The sequence below is a fragment of the Paracidovorax oryzae ATCC 19882 genome, from assembly GCF_000687165.1.
Lineage (GTDB): Bacteria > Pseudomonadota > Gammaproteobacteria > Burkholderiales > Burkholderiaceae_C > Paracidovorax > Paracidovorax oryzae.
Genome location: NZ_JMKU01000013.1, coordinates 67,454 through 82,417 on the forward strand (window position 1 = coordinate 67,454; position 14,964 = coordinate 82,417).

14 protein-coding genes are annotated in these 14,964 nt (G+C 70.0%); 4 read left to right on the forward strand and 10 right to left on the reverse strand.

The genetic code is table 11. From position 1 onward, the window contains the following. Nucleotide 1 precedes the first annotated feature (1 nt). The 3 genes from T336_RS0112740 to ruvA all read right to left on the reverse strand — a co-directional run bounded on the left by T336_RS0112740 (nucleotide 2) and on the right by ruvA (nucleotide 4,337). On the reverse strand, nucleotides 2-1,939 hold the full coding sequence (locus T336_RS0112740; RefSeq protein WP_026432831.1) for a trypsin-like peptidase domain-containing protein: 1,938 nt from the start codon (nucleotides 1,937-1,939) through the stop codon (nucleotides 2-4). A gap of 164 nt (nucleotides 1,940-2,103) precedes the next feature. After that, nucleotides 2,104-3,696, reverse strand: coding sequence for a trypsin-like serine peptidase (locus T336_RS0112745; RefSeq protein WP_035225958.1), 1,593 nt, complete (start codon nucleotides 3,694-3,696; stop codon nucleotides 2,104-2,106). A 68-nt stretch (nucleotides 3,697-3,764) separates the two neighbouring features. Further along, on the reverse strand, nucleotides 3,765-4,337 hold the full coding sequence (gene ruvA, locus T336_RS0112750; RefSeq protein WP_026432833.1) for a Holliday junction branch migration protein RuvA: 573 nt from the start codon (nucleotides 4,335-4,337) through the stop codon (nucleotides 3,765-3,767). A 48-nt stretch (nucleotides 4,338-4,385) separates the two neighbouring features. Between ruvA and T336_RS0112755 the strand changes: the two genes are divergently transcribed. After that, nucleotides 4,386-5,336 (forward strand): PhoH family protein, encoded by a 951-nt coding sequence (locus T336_RS0112755; protein WP_026432834.1) that lies wholly within the window; start codon nucleotides 4,386-4,388, stop codon nucleotides 5,334-5,336. A 189-nt stretch (nucleotides 5,337-5,525) separates the two neighbouring features. Here the strand turns inward: T336_RS0112755 and T336_RS0112760 are convergent, their stop codons facing one another. From T336_RS0112760 to T336_RS0112770, 3 genes are read right to left on the reverse strand one after another with little or no spacing between them, the layout of a single operon-like run. Further along, nucleotides 5,526-5,939, reverse strand: a complete 414-nt coding sequence (locus T336_RS0112760) for a hypothetical protein (protein WP_026432835.1) — start codon at nucleotides 5,937-5,939, stop codon at nucleotides 5,526-5,528. Nucleotides 5,940-5,994: 55 nt separating this feature from the next. Then, a complete protein-coding gene (locus T336_RS0112765) occupies nucleotides 5,995-6,405 on the reverse strand; it encodes a hypothetical protein (RefSeq protein ID WP_026432836.1) in 411 nt (136 codons plus the stop codon). Continuing rightward, nucleotides 6,405-7,286, reverse strand: a complete 882-nt coding sequence (locus T336_RS0112770) for a DUF6402 family protein (protein ID WP_026432837.1) — start codon at nucleotides 7,284-7,286, stop codon at nucleotides 6,405-6,407. The genes T336_RS0112765 and T336_RS0112770 overlap by 1 nt, the downstream gene beginning before the upstream one ends. Nucleotides 7,287-7,648: 362 nt before the next feature. Between T336_RS0112770 and ybeY the strand changes: the two genes are divergently transcribed. Then, entirely contained in the window at nucleotides 7,649-8,107 is a 459-nt protein-coding gene (ybeY, locus tag T336_RS0112775) for an rRNA maturation RNase YbeY (RefSeq protein WP_026432838.1), read from the forward strand. Here the strand turns inward: ybeY and dtd are convergent. The 4 genes from dtd to dbpA all read right to left on the reverse strand — a co-directional run bounded on the left by dtd (nucleotide 8,095) and on the right by dbpA (nucleotide 12,198). Continuing rightward, the gene (gene dtd, locus T336_RS0112780; protein ID WP_026432839.1) at nucleotides 8,095-8,568 is read right to left on the reverse strand and encodes a D-aminoacyl-tRNA deacylase; all 474 of its coding nucleotides are present in this window, start codon (nucleotides 8,566-8,568) and stop codon (nucleotides 8,095-8,097) included. The genes ybeY and dtd overlap by 13 nt on opposite strands. Further along, nucleotides 8,565-9,488 carry a cation diffusion facilitator family transporter gene (locus tag T336_RS0112785; RefSeq protein ID WP_019700464.1) on the reverse strand — a complete coding sequence of 308 codons (924 nt, stop codon included), beginning with the start codon at nucleotides 9,486-9,488 and terminating at the stop codon, nucleotides 8,565-8,567. Before T336_RS0112785 ends, dtd begins: the two co-directional genes overlap by 4 nt. Nucleotides 9,489-9,678: 190 nt before the next feature. Further along, nucleotides 9,679-10,704, reverse strand: coding sequence for a tripartite tricarboxylate transporter substrate binding protein (locus tag T336_RS0112790; protein ID WP_026432840.1), 1,026 nt, complete (start codon nucleotides 10,702-10,704; stop codon nucleotides 9,679-9,681). Between the two features lie 60 nt (nucleotides 10,705-10,764). Further along, the gene (gene dbpA, locus T336_RS0112795; protein WP_026432841.1) at nucleotides 10,765-12,198 is read right to left on the reverse strand and encodes an ATP-dependent RNA helicase DbpA; all 1,434 of its coding nucleotides are present in this window, start codon (nucleotides 12,196-12,198) and stop codon (nucleotides 10,765-10,767) included. Nucleotides 12,199-12,263: 65 nt separating this feature from the next. Here dbpA and T336_RS0112800 point away from each other — a divergent pair, with 65 nt between their 5' ends. Then, nucleotides 12,264-13,745 (forward strand): AMP nucleosidase, encoded by a 1,482-nt coding sequence (locus tag T336_RS0112800; RefSeq protein WP_026432842.1) that lies wholly within the window; start codon nucleotides 12,264-12,266, stop codon nucleotides 13,743-13,745. 28 nt (nucleotides 13,746-13,773) lie between these two features. Further along, on the forward strand, nucleotides 13,774-14,961 hold the full coding sequence (locus T336_RS0112805) for a GGDEF domain-containing protein (RefSeq protein ID WP_026432843.1): 1,188 nt from the start codon (nucleotides 13,774-13,776) through the stop codon (nucleotides 14,959-14,961). Nucleotides 14,962-14,964: the final 3 nt, after the last annotated feature.

The window sequence follows — 14,964 nt, forward strand, 5'->3', positions numbered from 1 at the left end:
GTCAGTTCGTCCAGGCGTAGTACGCCACGCCTTCGTACTTGAAGACCGGGTAGGTCGCGATCACGAAATCGCGCTCGGCCTGGCTGATCGTGTAGAAATGCGTGCTGGTTTTCGTGTTGAAGAAGCGGTACATCGCCGTGGAGCCGTTGCCGGCGCCCGTCTGGGCGTACCACACGGGGCCTTCGTACTTGAAGACCGGGTAGTTGGCGATCACGGAGTCGCGCTCGCCGGCATTGATGGTATAGAAGTGCGCGCCCGTCGAGGTGTTGAAGAAGCGGAAGACCGCGCTCTGGCCGGCCGTGGCGCCGCCGTAGGCATAGAAGCCTACGCCCTCGTAGCTGAACGCCGGGTAGGTGGCGATCACGAAATCGCGCTCGCTGGCACTGGACGTGTAGAAATGCGCGCCCGTGCTGCCGTTGAAGAAGCGGTAGATGGCGGTGCGCCCGCTGGTGCTGACGGCGGGCGAGAGCCACTGCTGCAGCGCCGCGCCGTAGGCGATGTCGAAGCGGCCGTAGAAGTCCGCTCCGCCATTGCTGGTGCAGGTGATGCTGCCGCCGTACAGCGTGCCGACCAGGGCGCCGTTCACGAACACGCCCGATCCGCTGCTGCCGCCTTCCGTCACGCCCTGGGTCCAGTTGACGCGGTAGAAGTTGCCGGAGGTGCCGCTGCACGAGAAGGTCGTGCTCGATTCGGTCAGGGCGCTGCAGGAGCTCAGGGACGCGACGTTGCCGAAGGAAATCTTCTGCAGGTCGCCCTTGGGATGGTGGATGCCCACGGCCGCGCTGCCGAGGGACTGGGTGCCCGCGTTCCACGCGGCGAACACCGCGCCCGCGGGCGGCGTCTCGTTGAGGCGCACGAACAGCGTGTCGGTGCTGGAGCTGGCATACAGCAGCGTGGCGCCGCCGGTGCGGGTCACGGAGCTGGACGACAGCGCAGTGCTGTTGCAGCTCGGGGAGCGGTAGAACCAGTCCGTGCGCAGGCTGGACGCCACGGTCTGCGACGAGAAGCAGTGGTTGGCCGAGATGAAGTACGGCGTGCCCGTGCCGTCGCGGTCGTTGAGCAGCGTGCCGGTGCAGAGGTAGGCACTGCCGTCGGGGCGCACGAAGACCATGCGCGCCACGGCGTTGCGCTGGCTGGCATAGGCGTCGTAGCAGCTCGAGTCGAGGTTGCAGGAGCCCGACTGGCCGATCTTGGCCTGCTCGCCCTCGTCCGCCGTCGGCAGGGAAAGGTTGGTGTAGATGTGCGACAACCGCGGGATGGCGATGTCCAGGGCGCTGGCGGGCGTGCCCGGCGGCAGTTCGATCTCGAGCGTGGCCTCGTCGCCACCGGTGTCGGGCGTCCACCAGGTATGGCCCGCGTCCGACGTGTCGCCGGCAGCGATGTTGCGGTCGATGGTCTGCAGGACTTCCTGGCCGGAAATCTCGTACACCGCGGACTGGCGGTCCTGGCGATAGACGCGCAGCTGCGCGCCGCCCGGCAGCGCATGCACCAGCACGCCCAGGCGCAGGCCGTGCGCGTCCTGCGCCGTGAAGCTGATGGCGGCGGCGAGGCCGCCGGCCGCGGTGGGTGTCCAGTGCAGCTGACCGGCCAGCGCGGCGGGCGTGGCCGTGGCATCCACGGCGCGTGCGGCACCGATCTGGCGCGGGCCGACGGCGGTTGCGGCCGCCTCGCTGCGCGACTCCAGCAGGGCGCCCAGCGAGACCCGCGCGGGCGCCAGTGCCGGCCGCGCCGCCAGGTCCTTGACCCGTATGACATCCTGCGCGGCCGTGGCGGGCTGCTCGCGCGACTCCACGCTCAGCACCGCCGCCCTGGGCTGGACCGCGGCGGAGGCGGAAGCACCCGCATCTGCACCGCTGCCGCCACCGCCCCCGCAAGCCGCCAGGAGCGCGGCAGCTCCCAGCACCATTACCGCTCGAACACTTCGCAGCCTGAAATCCATGGCCTCTGCTCCTGTTGTGGCTCCGGCGGGCACCATGCCCGCCGCTGCCCGTCAATGTGCCACGGCCGCGTTACCTTGGGCGAGCGCGGCCGCAGCAAAACGAATTTGCCCGGCCGTTCCGTTGCGGGCGGCACACGCCGGCCCCGCAAGCGGCCGGGCCTGGATCACCCCTGCGCCACCGAGGCGGCCTCCTGCGGAGCCGCCGGCGTGCCATGGCCGCTGTGGCCGTGGTGGGGCAGCACACGGGGCTGGTGGCCGCGGTGGCGGGCAGGGGTCGCCGGGGCCAGCCATTCCTTGAGCGCCGCCTGGTAGGCATGGTCGAAGCGGCCATACACCCGCACCCCGTCCACCGAGCATTGCCCGTCGCCCGAGAAGCCGTAGAGCGTGCCGATCACCCGGCCACCCTGGAACAGCGCCGCGCCGCTGCTGCCGCGCTCCACCGTGCCGCGGTCCAGGCCGACATCGTAGTAGTTGGCAGCGTCACCCGTCGCGGAGTCGCAGGTCAGGCTCTCGAGGTCGCCGGAGCAGGCGAGCGTGCCCATGATGCTGCCGAAACTGATCCTCTGCAGGTCGCCACGCGGATGGTGGATGCTGGCGATCGCGGAGGACTCGGCCTGCAGGCCCGCATCCCAGGCTGCGAACACGGCGCCGGGCGGCGGTGCGTCGTTGAGGCGCAGGAAGGCCGTGTCCGTATCGGGGCCCGAATAGAGCAGCACGGCACCGCCGGTGCGCGTCGCCGCGTTCGGCGACAGCGTGCGGTTGTTGCAGGACGACGACCGGAAGAACCAGTCGGTCTGCAGCGTGGACGCCACCGTCTGGGACGGGATGCAGTGGTTGGCGGTGAGGAAGTACGGCGTGCGCGTGCCGTCGCGGTCGTTGAGCAGCGTGCCGGTGCAGAAATGCGCCCCGGTGGAGTCCACGAAGACCATGCGCGCCACGGCGTTGCGCTGCTGCGCATAGTCGTCATAGCAGGTGGAGTCGAGGTTGCAGGCCACGGCGTCGCCGACGTTCTTGGCGACCAGCGCGTCATCGCCGCTGGAGGACAGCGAGAGGTCTTCCTGGATGTGCACCAGCGACGGGATGGCGATGTCGAGCGCATCGGCAGATGTGCCGGCCGGCAGGTCGATCTCCAGCGTCGCCTCGCTGCCGCCGGTATCGGGCGTCCACCAGGTTCTCGCTGCGTCCGACGTGTCGCCGGCAGCCGCGTTGCGCGCCAGGATCTGCAGGACGTCGCTGCCCCGCGTCTCGTAGGCGGCATCCGGCCGGTCCTGCCGGTACACGCGCAGTTGCGCCGATTCGGGCAGCCGGCGCACCAGCACGCCAAGGCGCACGCCGTAGGCATCCTCGGCCGTGAAGCTGATGGCGGCCCGCAGGCCCCCGTCCGCCGCCGGCGTCCATTGCAGGCGGCCGGCCAGTGCGGCGGCCGAGGCCGTGCCGGGCACGGTGCGCAGGGAGCCCACCTTGCGCGGGCCGCCATGCCGCCCCGTTTCCTCCGCCCGGGCGGACTGCAGTGCCGCCAGCGCCACGCGCACGGGCTGCGGCACGGCCTCGGAGCGTGCTGCGGTGCGCGACGGCACGGCCGCGTCCGCGGGCTGCACCGCAGACTCGACCCGCAGCACGGTCTCGCCGGACGAGGAGGCCGTGGCGGTGGAGCCGCCCCCGCCACCGCATCCTGCGATGAGCAATGCTGCCGCGATGCCGGCGAGCACGCCGCCCCGGCGCGCGATCTTCCATTCGGAAGCCCTGTGATTTTTCATGTTGTGGTTCATTTTTCTCTCGCCCCTCCCCCAGCGTCCGGCACTGGCGTGCCGGGACGGGCTTAACTTCACTTCGCCAGTGCCTTGAGCGCCAACTTGATGCCCTCGCTGACCCCCACGTCCTTCGGCAATGCCTTGAGCGCGGCGGCGCCTTCCTTGTCGTTGTATCCCAGGGCCAGCAGGGCCTGCAGGATGTCGGCCTGCGCATCGTTCGCGGCCTCGGGGCGGGCACCGATGTCCACGCCCAGCTTGCCCTTGAGCTCCAGCAGCAGGCGCTCGGCGGTCTTCTTGCCGATGCCGGGCACCTTCACGAGGCGGCCGGCCTCCTGCAGCGACACGGCCTGGGCCAGGTCGTCCACGCCCATGCCGGAGAGGATGGACAGCGCCGTGCGCGGCCCCACGCCGGAGATCTTGATGAGTTCGCGGAACGCCTGGCGCTCCGGCGCGCTGCCGAAGCCATAGAGCAATTGCGCATCCTCGCGTACGATGAACTGCGTGAGCAGCTGCACGCGCTCGCCCACGGCGGGCAGGTTGTAGAAGGTGCTCATCGGCACCTGCACTTCATAGCCCACGCCATGGCAGTCCACCAGCACCTCGGGCGGGTTTTTCTCCAGCAGCGTGCCGGTGAGTTTGCCTATCATCTTCGTCCTGTCTTTTTGTCCTGCTGACGTCCAACCGGAATTATCCGCGTGATCCTGCGCCACACATTCACTCCCCACAACAACACCCGGCTCACGCACCTGTGCGGGCCCGCCGATGCCCACCTGCGCACCATCGAGGCGGCGCTGTCCGTCGGCATCGCGCACCGCCACGAGCAGTTCAAGGTGGACGGCCCCAAGGCCCGGGCCACCCAGGCAATGGAACTGCTGCAGGCGATCTACGAGATCGCCGACCGGCCCGTCACCGAAGAGCAGGTGCAGCTCATGCTGGCTGGCGACGGCGCCCTGCGGGAGGCGGCCGACGGGGCCGTGGTGCTCAACACGCGCCGTGCCGACCTGCGCGCGCGCACGCCCACCCAGAGCGTGTACCTGGACAACATCGCCAGCCACGACATCACCTTCGGCATCGGCCCGGCGGGCACCGGCAAGACCTACCTGGCCGTGGCCTGCGCCGTCGATGCGCTGGAGCGCAGCGCCGTGCAGCGCATCGTGCTCACCCGCCCGGCCGTGGAGGCGGGCGAGCGCCTGGGCTTCCTGCCCGGCGACCTGACACAGAAGGTGGACCCCTACCTGCGCCCGCTCTACGACGCGCTCTACGACCTGATGGGCTACGACAAGGTGCAGAAGGCCTTCGAGCGCAATGCGCTGGAGATCGCGCCGCTGGCGTTCATGCGCGGGCGCACGCTCAACAACGCCTTCGTCATCCTCGACGAGGCGCAGAACACCACGCCCGAGCAGATGAAGATGTTCCTCACCCGCATCGGCTTCGGCGCACGGGCGGTGGTCACGGGCGACGTGAGCCAGATCGACCTGCCCAAGGGCGCGATGAGCGGCCTGATCGACGCCGAGCGGGTGCTCAAGCGCGTCAAGGGCATCGCCGTGACGCGCTTCACGACCGCCGACGTGGTGCGGCACCCGCTGGTGGCGCGCATCGTCGATGCCTATGATGCCCAGCGCAGCAGCCGTTCCGGCGCGGCGTGACCGGCGGATCGCTACAGATAAAAGATCGTCCAACGAAACCCTTCCGGCGCCGCTGCCGCATCTTGTCATTCGGGCGTGGACTGCCTGCGATGCAGAGCCTCGCCAGAACCACGGCGATGAGGCCGCTTCCTCACCACTCCAGCGCGATCGGAAGGCGCACGCGATGCACCTGGCGCCTATCGGGGACGGTCATGCCGGCGGCTCCGTATGGGGGCAACCCGGTATCTGCGCCGCCTCCGTGCATTCCTGCGGGATGTTCTCGAAGACAAGCTCCTTGCCCACATAGACTTTGTTGGCTTGCTCGGGTGGGTCGAGCTGCCAGCGGATCTCACGGCCGGCCGCAAGGTCGACCACCTGGCTTTCCCTCAGCCGCTCCCGGGGATCGATCCGGTAGAGGCGGACGACGGACGGAACCTTCTGGTCGCGGTGCACGATGCGCTGCCACGGCGATGCGTGGTAGATCTCCAGCCGATACACATGGTGGGGGCTGTTGTAGCTGTTGAACAGTGTCGGCGTGGTCATGTACCAGCCCAGCGCCACGCAGGCATCCAGTGCCAGGCACCAGACGACGCAGGACACGCTCTTGAGTCGGGGCAGTTTCATCAGCACTCGAGCGTGATCGGGAACGCGAGGCGCTCAGGACGCTTGGCGAAAGTGTTCATTCCGCAGGCTGGGTGCGGGGGCAACTCGGTATCCGCGCCGCCTCCGTGCATTCCGGTGGGATGTTTTCAAACATGACGCTCCCGGCATAGACTGTATTGAATTGCACGGGCGGATCAAGATGCCAACTGACGTCGCCGCCGCCGATGAGATCGACCACCTCGCTTTCTCCCAGCAGTTCTCTAGGCTCGACCCGGTACAGGCGGAAGATGGCCGGGTACTTCTGGTCGTAATGCACGATGCGCTGCCACGGCGATGCGTGATAAGTCTCCAGCCGGTAGACATCATGGGGACTGTTGTCGATGGTGAAAAGCGTCGACCGGGTCGCATACCAGCCCAGCGCCACGCAGGCATGCAGCGCCAGGCACCAGACGATGCAGGGCACGTTCTTGAGTCGGGACAGTTTCATCACCACTCCAGCGTGATCGGGAACGCGAGGCGCACGCGGTGCACATCGGAGACAACCATGAAATCCCCGCCCCGACCATGCAGGGCGCGCCATTGCCGGAAATGTCGGTTCTGCACCAGATAGCTCTGGCGGCCCGCGCCGTCGGCATCGGCGTACATCCACTGCTCGCCGAGGGGAATGTCCATCGCGGACCGGGGGGAACGCTTCACGCCGAGAGGCCCCCAGAAGCCCAGCGGCTGCGACAGTAAGGAATCGTCGTTGAAGTCATAGGAATCGCGCAGGTAGAAGGCCAGTTCGTCGATCGCGATGGACACCTTGCCGCGCCCCCTGGGCGTCACCAGGCCCGACACCGCGATCTTGAGCGTGGCCTCGCCCATGGCGCCGTAGAAGTCGTCCAGGGGGTCGCCGAATCGGCCTACGTTCAGGAAATTCACCTGGCAGGTGTCGTCCAGGATCTTGGCCGGCTGATTCAGATCGCCAAAGCGCCAGGGCGGGGTTTTACCAATCGTCTGCTGTTCAACCCGTTTTTTTAGCTCCACCATCCCCGCAGGGCTGTTCCACCGCGCCTGCAATTGGGACACGGCGGCCCGCACACGGGAAAAGCCCAGGGCCCAGCCCATGGTGACCACGTTTTCTTCCAATTGCGAGGCAGGCAACTGGAGTAGCTTGTTTGGCGACTTGCTGATTTTGATCGGCAGGTTGATCGCAAACCCCACGCCCCTGAACCACCGCTCCATCAGCGCCGCCGCCACCGGCCACCCCAGGTGCGAGCGCATTACACCCGGAATCTCATCGAGCCGGAAGCGCCGGACCCTGGGCGGCAGTTTCTTTTCGAGTTCCGCGCGAAGCTTCTGTCTATCGACCTGAACAATAGGGTCCATCGCCCTTCCCTCTGCTTATTTTCGGGGCCGGATTCTCCGGGCAAAAGCGCCAGGGATCGGAGGGATGGAGCGGCAGCGTGGTGACGGCGTGTAACGGTGCCGGGCAGCCGCACCGATGGGCGGGAGCGGCCCTGCCGGGAATCGCTTCTTTTTTCATAGCGAACTATCGATACTTTTCAGCGGCACGGGGGCAAAATGGCTGGACGCGCTTGGACACACCCGCGACAGCCGGGGGACGCCCGGCGCACTCCGCCGCGCAGCCTGCGATGCAGCGCCTCGCCAGAACCGCTTCGCCGGGTTCCGTCGGCGGCTTTCGCATCAAATAGCGAACCATTCAATACATACGACGACGCTAGGCTCCCATGGCCCTGAACCAGCTTTCCCTCTCCCTGCAGTTCGCGCGGTTTCCCGGCGTGGAGGCGCACCGCGCCGCCCTGCCCCGGCATGCCGTCGTCCGCTGGATCCGCCACGCGCTCTCGCTGGACGCGGAAATCACCGTGCGCATCGTCGATGCCGAAGAGGGCCAGGCCCTGAACCGCGAGTACCGGCACAAGGACTACGCCACCAACGTGCTCACCTTCGACTACGCGCAGGAGCCGGTGGTCATGGCCGACCTCGTGCTCTGCGCCCCGGTGGTCGAGCGCGAGGCGCGCGAGCAGAACAAGGCGCTGCACGAGCACTACGCCCACCTGCTGGTGCACGGCACCCTGCACGCCCAGGGCTGGGACCACGAGACCAGCGCCGAGGACGCGGACGAGATGGAGGCCTACGAGACGGCGATCATGCAGGAGCTGGGCTTCGCGGATCCCTACTCGGACTGAGAGCCTGCCGGACTGGACGGCGGGGCGATCCGCAGCGGGATCGTCACCGGCCCGTCGTTGACGAGGTGCACCTGCATCTCGGCCGCGAAGCGCCCGGTCTCCACCAGCGGGTGCAGGGCACGGGCACGTTCCACGAAATGGCCGTAGAGCCGGCGGCCGTCTTCCGGCGCGGCCGCCTGCGTGAAGCTCGGCCGGTTGCCGCCGCGCGTGTCGGCTGCCAGGGTGAACTGGCTCACGAGCAACAACCCCCCGCCCGTGTCCTGCACGCTGCGGTTCATCTTGCCGGCCTCGTCGGCGAAGATGCGCAGCTTGAGCAGCTTGTCCAGGAGTCGGTCGGCCTGCGCTTCGGTGTCGCCGCGTTCGGCGCATACCAGCACGAGCAGGCCGGGGCCGATGCGGCCCACGGTGGCTCCGTCGATGTCCACGCGCGCCTCGCGCACGCGCTGCAGCAGGCCCATCATGGGTGCAGGCTCCTCGTTTCGTCGTCTTCCATGGGGGTGGCCACGGCTTCCATGCCCGTGGGCAGCAGTTCGATGGTGGCGCGCAGGCCGGGCACGGCATCCACCAGCGCCTGCTCCACCGCGCCCCGCAGCCGCGCGGCCTCGGCCAGGCTCCATTCGCCCGGCACGTGCAGGTGCAGGGACACGTGCCGGCGGCGCCCGGCTCGGCGCGTGGCCACGTGGTCGAAATGCACGCCGGGCTGGCGCCGGGTGAAGGCGGCCAGCGCCGCGTCGATCGCCGCGCGCTCCTGCGGCTCCACGGCTTCGTCCATCAGGCCCTGCGATGCGCGCCAGACGAGGCGGGAGCCTTCCCGCATGATGTTCAGCGCCACGGCGATCGCCACCACGGGATCGAGCCAGAGCCAGCCCGTGGCCATCACGCCGAGGATGCCCGCCACCACGCCGGCCGATGTCCAGACGTCCGTGATCAGGTGCCGGGCATCGCCCTCCAGCGCCTCGGAGCGGTACGCCCGCGCCGAGCGCAGCATCATCCAGGCGAGCAGCCCGTTGAGGGCCGAACTGGCCACCGACAGCGCCAGGCCCCAGCCCAGCTGCTCGATGGGCGCGGGCACCAGCAGCCGGTGCACCGAGGCCCAGAGGATCGCCAGCGCCGCCCCCAGCACGAGGATGCCCTCGAAGCCGGAAGAAAAGTATTCGGCCTTGTGGTGGCCGAAGGGATGGTCGCCGTCGGCCGGGCGTTCGGCCACCGTGACCATCATCAGCGCGAACACGGCGCCCGCCAGGTTGACGAACGATTCGAGTGCGTCCGACAGCAGCCCGACGGAGCCGGTCAGGTACCAGGCGGCGCCCTTGAGGCCGATGGTGGCGAACGCCACGCCGACGGAGATCCAGAGCAGCGTGCGCGGCGGCAGGGGCTTCATGCGCGGCCCCCGTGGCGTGCGGTGCGGCGCCGGCAAGGCGGGAGCGAAAAGGTCTGGGTCATGGCCGTCGGGAGAGTCTGCCCGGATTCTGCCCGAGAGGCATGTCATCCGGACACGGAAGCCCCAGGCGTACAGGTTCCCGGCCCGCCGGCGCACCAGATGCCGCGGGAAAAGGCTCCCCCCATGCCGCTCATCCCACCGAGATCCTGCCCTCGCGGACCACCTGGGCCCACTGCGCCTGCTGCGCCTGGATGAACCTCCCGGCGCTCGCCTGCGAGGCATCGGCGAACATGTCGCCGCCCAGGGCCTGCACCCGCGCCTGCACCCCGGAATCGGCCAGCGTCTTGCGGATGGCGCCCACCAGGGCCTCCCGGGTGTCCGCCGGCAACCCCGCCGGCGCCAGCACGGGATTCCATTCCAGCACCTCGTACTGGGGCACGCCCACCTCGGCCATGGTCGGCACCGTGGGCAGCGAACGGGCGCGCACCGACGCCGTCACCGCGAGCGCGCGCAGCGTACCCGACCGGATATGGCTGAGGGCGGACGCCACGTTGGCGAAGAACAGCGGCACCAGCCCGCCGATGACGTCTTTCATGGCCGGGCCGCCGCCGCGATAGGGAACGTGCGAGAGCTTCACGCCCGCGCGCTGCTCGAACAGGGCGCCGGCCAGGTGCTGCGCCGAGCCGTTGCCCGACGACGCATAGGCGATGGCCCCGGGCCGCTGGCGTGCCATGCGGACCACGTCCAGCACCGTGCGCGCCGGGAAATCCGCGGAGCACACGAGCACGTTCGGGAAGGTGGCCAGCACCGCCAGCGGCGTGAAGTCCCTGCCGATGTCGTAGGCCATCTTCGGATAAAGCGACGGGTTCACGGCGAACGAGGAGGCGTCCACCAGCAGCGTTGCGCCGTCCGGAGCCGCCCGCGCCACGAAGGCCCCTGCCACCTGCCCGCCGCCGCCGGGCCTGTTGTCCACCACCATCCCCTGGCCCAGGGCCTCGCCCATGCGCGGGGCGATGATGCGGGCCATGAGGTCGGCGCCGCCGCCGGCGGGGTAGGACACCACCAGGGTGACCGGGCGCCCGCCCGCGACGGGCGCGGCGCGGCTGGCGCCCCAGGGAGCGCAGAGCGCGCCGGCCGAGGCGCCGAGCACGATGCCGCGGCGCGAGACCCATCCGGCGGGAACGGAGCCGGCCAGCGGCAGGGAGGCATCGGTCATGGGGCCAGTCTCCTCAAGGCGTTTCACACGGGCGTGGCGAGTGTGCAGGCGGGGGGCGCGTCAGGCGTCGCCGTCCTCGACCAGCCGCGCCTTGACGCTGCGGCCCTTCACGCGGCCGGACGAGAGCCGCTGGGCGGCCTGCCGGGCCACGCTGCGCTCCACCGCCACGTAGGTGGAGAAGTCGTTCACGTTGATCTTGCCCACCTGCTCGCGCGTGAAGCCCATCTCGCCGGTGAGCGCGCCCAGCACGTCGCCCGCGCGGATCTTTTCCTTGCGGCCGCCGATGATCTGGATCGTGGCCATGGGCGGCTGCAGCGGCCCGCCCGGCGCGGGCGTGAGGCCGGAGAGCGGATGCCACTCCGAAGGCCGGCCCTGCAGCACCTCGATGCGCCCCACCTGCCCCATTTCCGGCAGGCTCGCGAGGCTGAGCGCCAGGCCTTCCGCGTCGGCGCGGCCGGTGCGCCCGATGCGGTGGATGTGCACCTCCGGGTCGGGCGCCACGTCCACGTTGATCACGGCCTGCAGCCCGGCGATGTCGATGCCGCGCGCGGCCACGTCGGTGGCCACCAGCACGCTGCAGCTGCGGTTGGCGAACTGCACCAGCACCTGGTCGCGGTCGCGCTGCTCCAGGTCGCCGTGCAGGGCAAGGGCGCTGAACCCCTGTGCGCGCAGCACCTCCACCAGGTCGCGGCACTGCTGCTTCGTGTTGCAGAACGCGATGGCGGATTCCGGCCGGAAATGGTTCAGCAGCTGCGAGACGGCATGCAGGCGCTCGCGCTCCTGCACCTCGTACCAGCGCTGCTCGATCTTGCCTTCGGCATGCTGGGCCTGCACGGCGATGCGCTGCGGATCCTTCATGAACTGCCGCGCGATCCGCTCGATGCCTTCGGGATAGGTGGCAGAGAACAGCAGCGTCTGGCGGGTGTCCGGGCAGCGGCGCGCCACCTGGGCGATGTCTTCGGAGAAACCCATGTCGAGCATGCGGTCGGCCTCGTCCAGCACGAAGGTGGCCAGCGCGCCCAGGTCGAGCGTGCCGCGCTCCAGGTGGTCCATCACGCGGCCGGGCGTGCCGACGACGACATGCGCGCCGTGTTCCAGGCTCGCGATCTGCCCGCGCAGCGGCACGCCGCCGCAGAGGGTGACGACCTTGATGTTCTCCTGCGCGCGGGCCAGCCGGCGGATCTCGGCCGCCACCTGGTCGGCCAGTTCGCGCGTGGGGCAGAGCACCAGCGCCTGCACGGCGAAGCGGCGCGGATTGAGGCGCTCCAGCAGGGCCAGCCCGAAGGCGGCCGTCTTGCCGCTGCCGGTGCTGGCCTGCGCGATCAGGTCGCGGCCCAGCAGGGCGGGCGGCAGGCTGGCCGCCTGGATGGGCGTCATGCGCTCGTAGCCGAGCTGGCGCAGGTTGGCCAGCACCTCGGGGGAAAGCCCGAGGGCGTCGAAGCCCGCGGACGCCGCGGCGGCCCGGGGAGCCGGGGAAGGGGGAGAGGGTTGCATCGCCCGATTATCCCGGCCCGGCCCCTTTCCCGGCGCACCATGCGGCGGGCGTGGACAATACGCCCATGGCCCAGATCCCAGAATTCACAGAGCCCACCCTCCACACCGATCCCGCCGACGCGCTGGCCCAGGTCCAGCGCATCTACCAGGAGCAGATCGGCCACCTGAGAAACGCCATGCAGCGCTTCGTGGCCGGCGAGACGCCGAACGGCCACGTGCGGGCGTTCTATCCCTTTGTGCGGGTGCAGACCACCACGGTGGCGCGCGCGGCGACGCAGCTGGCCTACGGTTTCGTGGAGGGGCCGGGCCGCTACGAGACCACCCTCACCCGCCCCGACCTGTTCGCGCGCTACTACGCCGAGCAGTTCCGGCTGCTGCGCGCCAGCCACAACGTCGAACTGGAGGTGGGCATCAGCAACCAGCCCATCCCCATCCACTTCTCGTTCGCCGAGCACGACCACATCGAGGGCACCCTCTCGGCCCAGCGCCGCATGCTCATGCGCGACGTGTTCGACCTGCCCGACCTCGCCGCCATGGACGACGGCATCGCCAACGGCACCTGGGAGCCGCGCGCGGGCGAGGCGCAGCCGCTGTCGCTGTTCACCGCCCCGCGCGTGGACTATTCGCTGCACCGCCTGCGCCACTACACGGGCACCGCGCCCGAGTGGTTCCAGAACTTCGTGCTGTTCACGAACTACCAGTTCTACATCGATGAATTCGTGCGCCTGGGCCATGCCGAGATGGCGAACCCCGACAGCGAATACGTCGCCTTCATCGAACCGGGCAACGTGGTCACGCGCCGCACCGGCCTGCCCGCCGAGGCGGGCGACGACCTCGGCTCCCCGCCACCGCGCCTGCCGCAGATGCCCGCCTACCACCTCGTGCGCGCCGACCGCAGCGGCACCAGCATGGTGAACATCGGCGTGGGCCCCTCGAACGCCAAGACCATCACCGACCACATCGCCGTGCTGCGTCCGCACGCCTGGATGATGCTGGGCCACTGCGCGGGCCTGCGCAACAGCCAGCAGCTGGGCGACTACGTGCTGGCGCACGCCTACGTCCGCGAGGACCACGTGCTCGACGAGGAACTGCCCCTGTGGGTGCCGATCCCCGCGCTGGCCGAGATCCAGCTCGCGCTGCAGCAGGCGGTGGCCGACGTGACCCAGGTGCCCGAGGACCAGCTCAAGCGCATCATGCGCACCGGCACCGTGGCCAGCACCGACAACCGCAACTGGGAACTGCTGCCCGACAACATGCCCCAGCGGCGTTTCAGCCAGAGCCGCGCCGTGGCGCTGGACATGGAAAGCGCGACGATCGCCGCCAACGGATTCCGCTTCCGCGTGCCCTACGGCACGCTGCTGTGCGTGTCCGACAAGCCGCTGCACGGAGAGATCAAGCTGCCGGGCATGGCCAACCACTTCTACCGCGAGCGCGTGGACCAGCACCTGCGCATCGGCATGCGCGCCATCGACATCCTGCGCGCCGGCGGGGTGAGCCGGCTGCACAGCCGCAAGCTGCGCAGCTTCGCGGAAGTCGCCTTCCAATAGCGGAGCGCCGCGGCGCCGACAACGCACGATGGCGCTGGATTTCGTCACGCTGCTGGCCGTCACGGCCACCAACCTGCTGATGCTCTCGGTGGCCCTGCCGCTCATCATGGGGCGGGAGGTGAGCCGTGCGGCGCGCTTCGCGCAGGCCAGCGTGGTGCTGCAGGCCACCTCCTGGGCGGCGATCATCGCGTCCTCCCACCTGTGGGACCAGGCGCTCTCCACACTCTCCATCGCCAGCGCGGCGGCCGCCCAGTGGGCGCTGTTCGCCGCGCTGCAGGAATGGCTGGGGCCGCGGCCGGGGCGGCGGTGGCTGCCCTGGCTCGTCGCCGCGATACCGCTCGGCTACACCCTCGGCTTCGGCAGCTACCCCTTTCGCGTGGGTTGGGCCAACCTGCTGCTGGCCGTGCTGCTGGCCACCGTGGCGCGGGCCACGCTCGTGCCCTGGCGGCCGTCGCCCCGGCACTGGCGCCTGCTGCTGTGCGCCTGCCTCGTCGCCATGGCCGGCTTCACGGGCGCACGCGGCGTGCTCGGTGCCTTCACCGACGCCTACCCGAGCTTCCGCACGCCGCACCCGGTGAACATCGCCGCCGCCGTCGCCGCCAACGTGACACTGGTGCTGGGCACGGTGGCCCTGCTCGTCGCCTGGCGCACCGAGGCCGAGAACAAGCTGCGCGCGCTGGCCAAGACGGATGCGCTCACCGGCGTGCTCAACCGGCGCGGCTTCGACGTGCGGGGCCGCGCGCTGCTGGCGCAAGCGCTGCGGCACGGCCTGCGCGTCACCGCCGTGATGCTGGACGTGGACCATTTCAAGCGCGTGAACGACACGCATGGGCACGGCACGGGCGACCACGTGCTCGCGTTCTTCGCGCGGCTGCTGCAGGACGCGACGCGCACGGGCGACGTGGCGGGCCGCATCGGCGGCGAGGAGTTCGCCGTGCTGCTCGCGCATGCGCCGGGCGACCGCGCCGCCGAGGGCTTCGACCGCCGGCTGCGCGCGCGGCTGGCCGCCGAGGGCCCGCAGGCCCTGGGATTCCCGGTCGGCTACAGCGCGGGGGCCGCCACCCTGGAGGCCACCCTGCCGGCCCCCGGCACCGCGGCCGCCGCCCCGCTGCTCGCGGACCTCATGGCGCGGGCCGACGCGGCCCTCTACGAGGCCAAGCGCGCGGGGCGCGGGCGCATGCAGGTGCAGGCTCCGGCACAGGACGCACCGGGCTGAGCC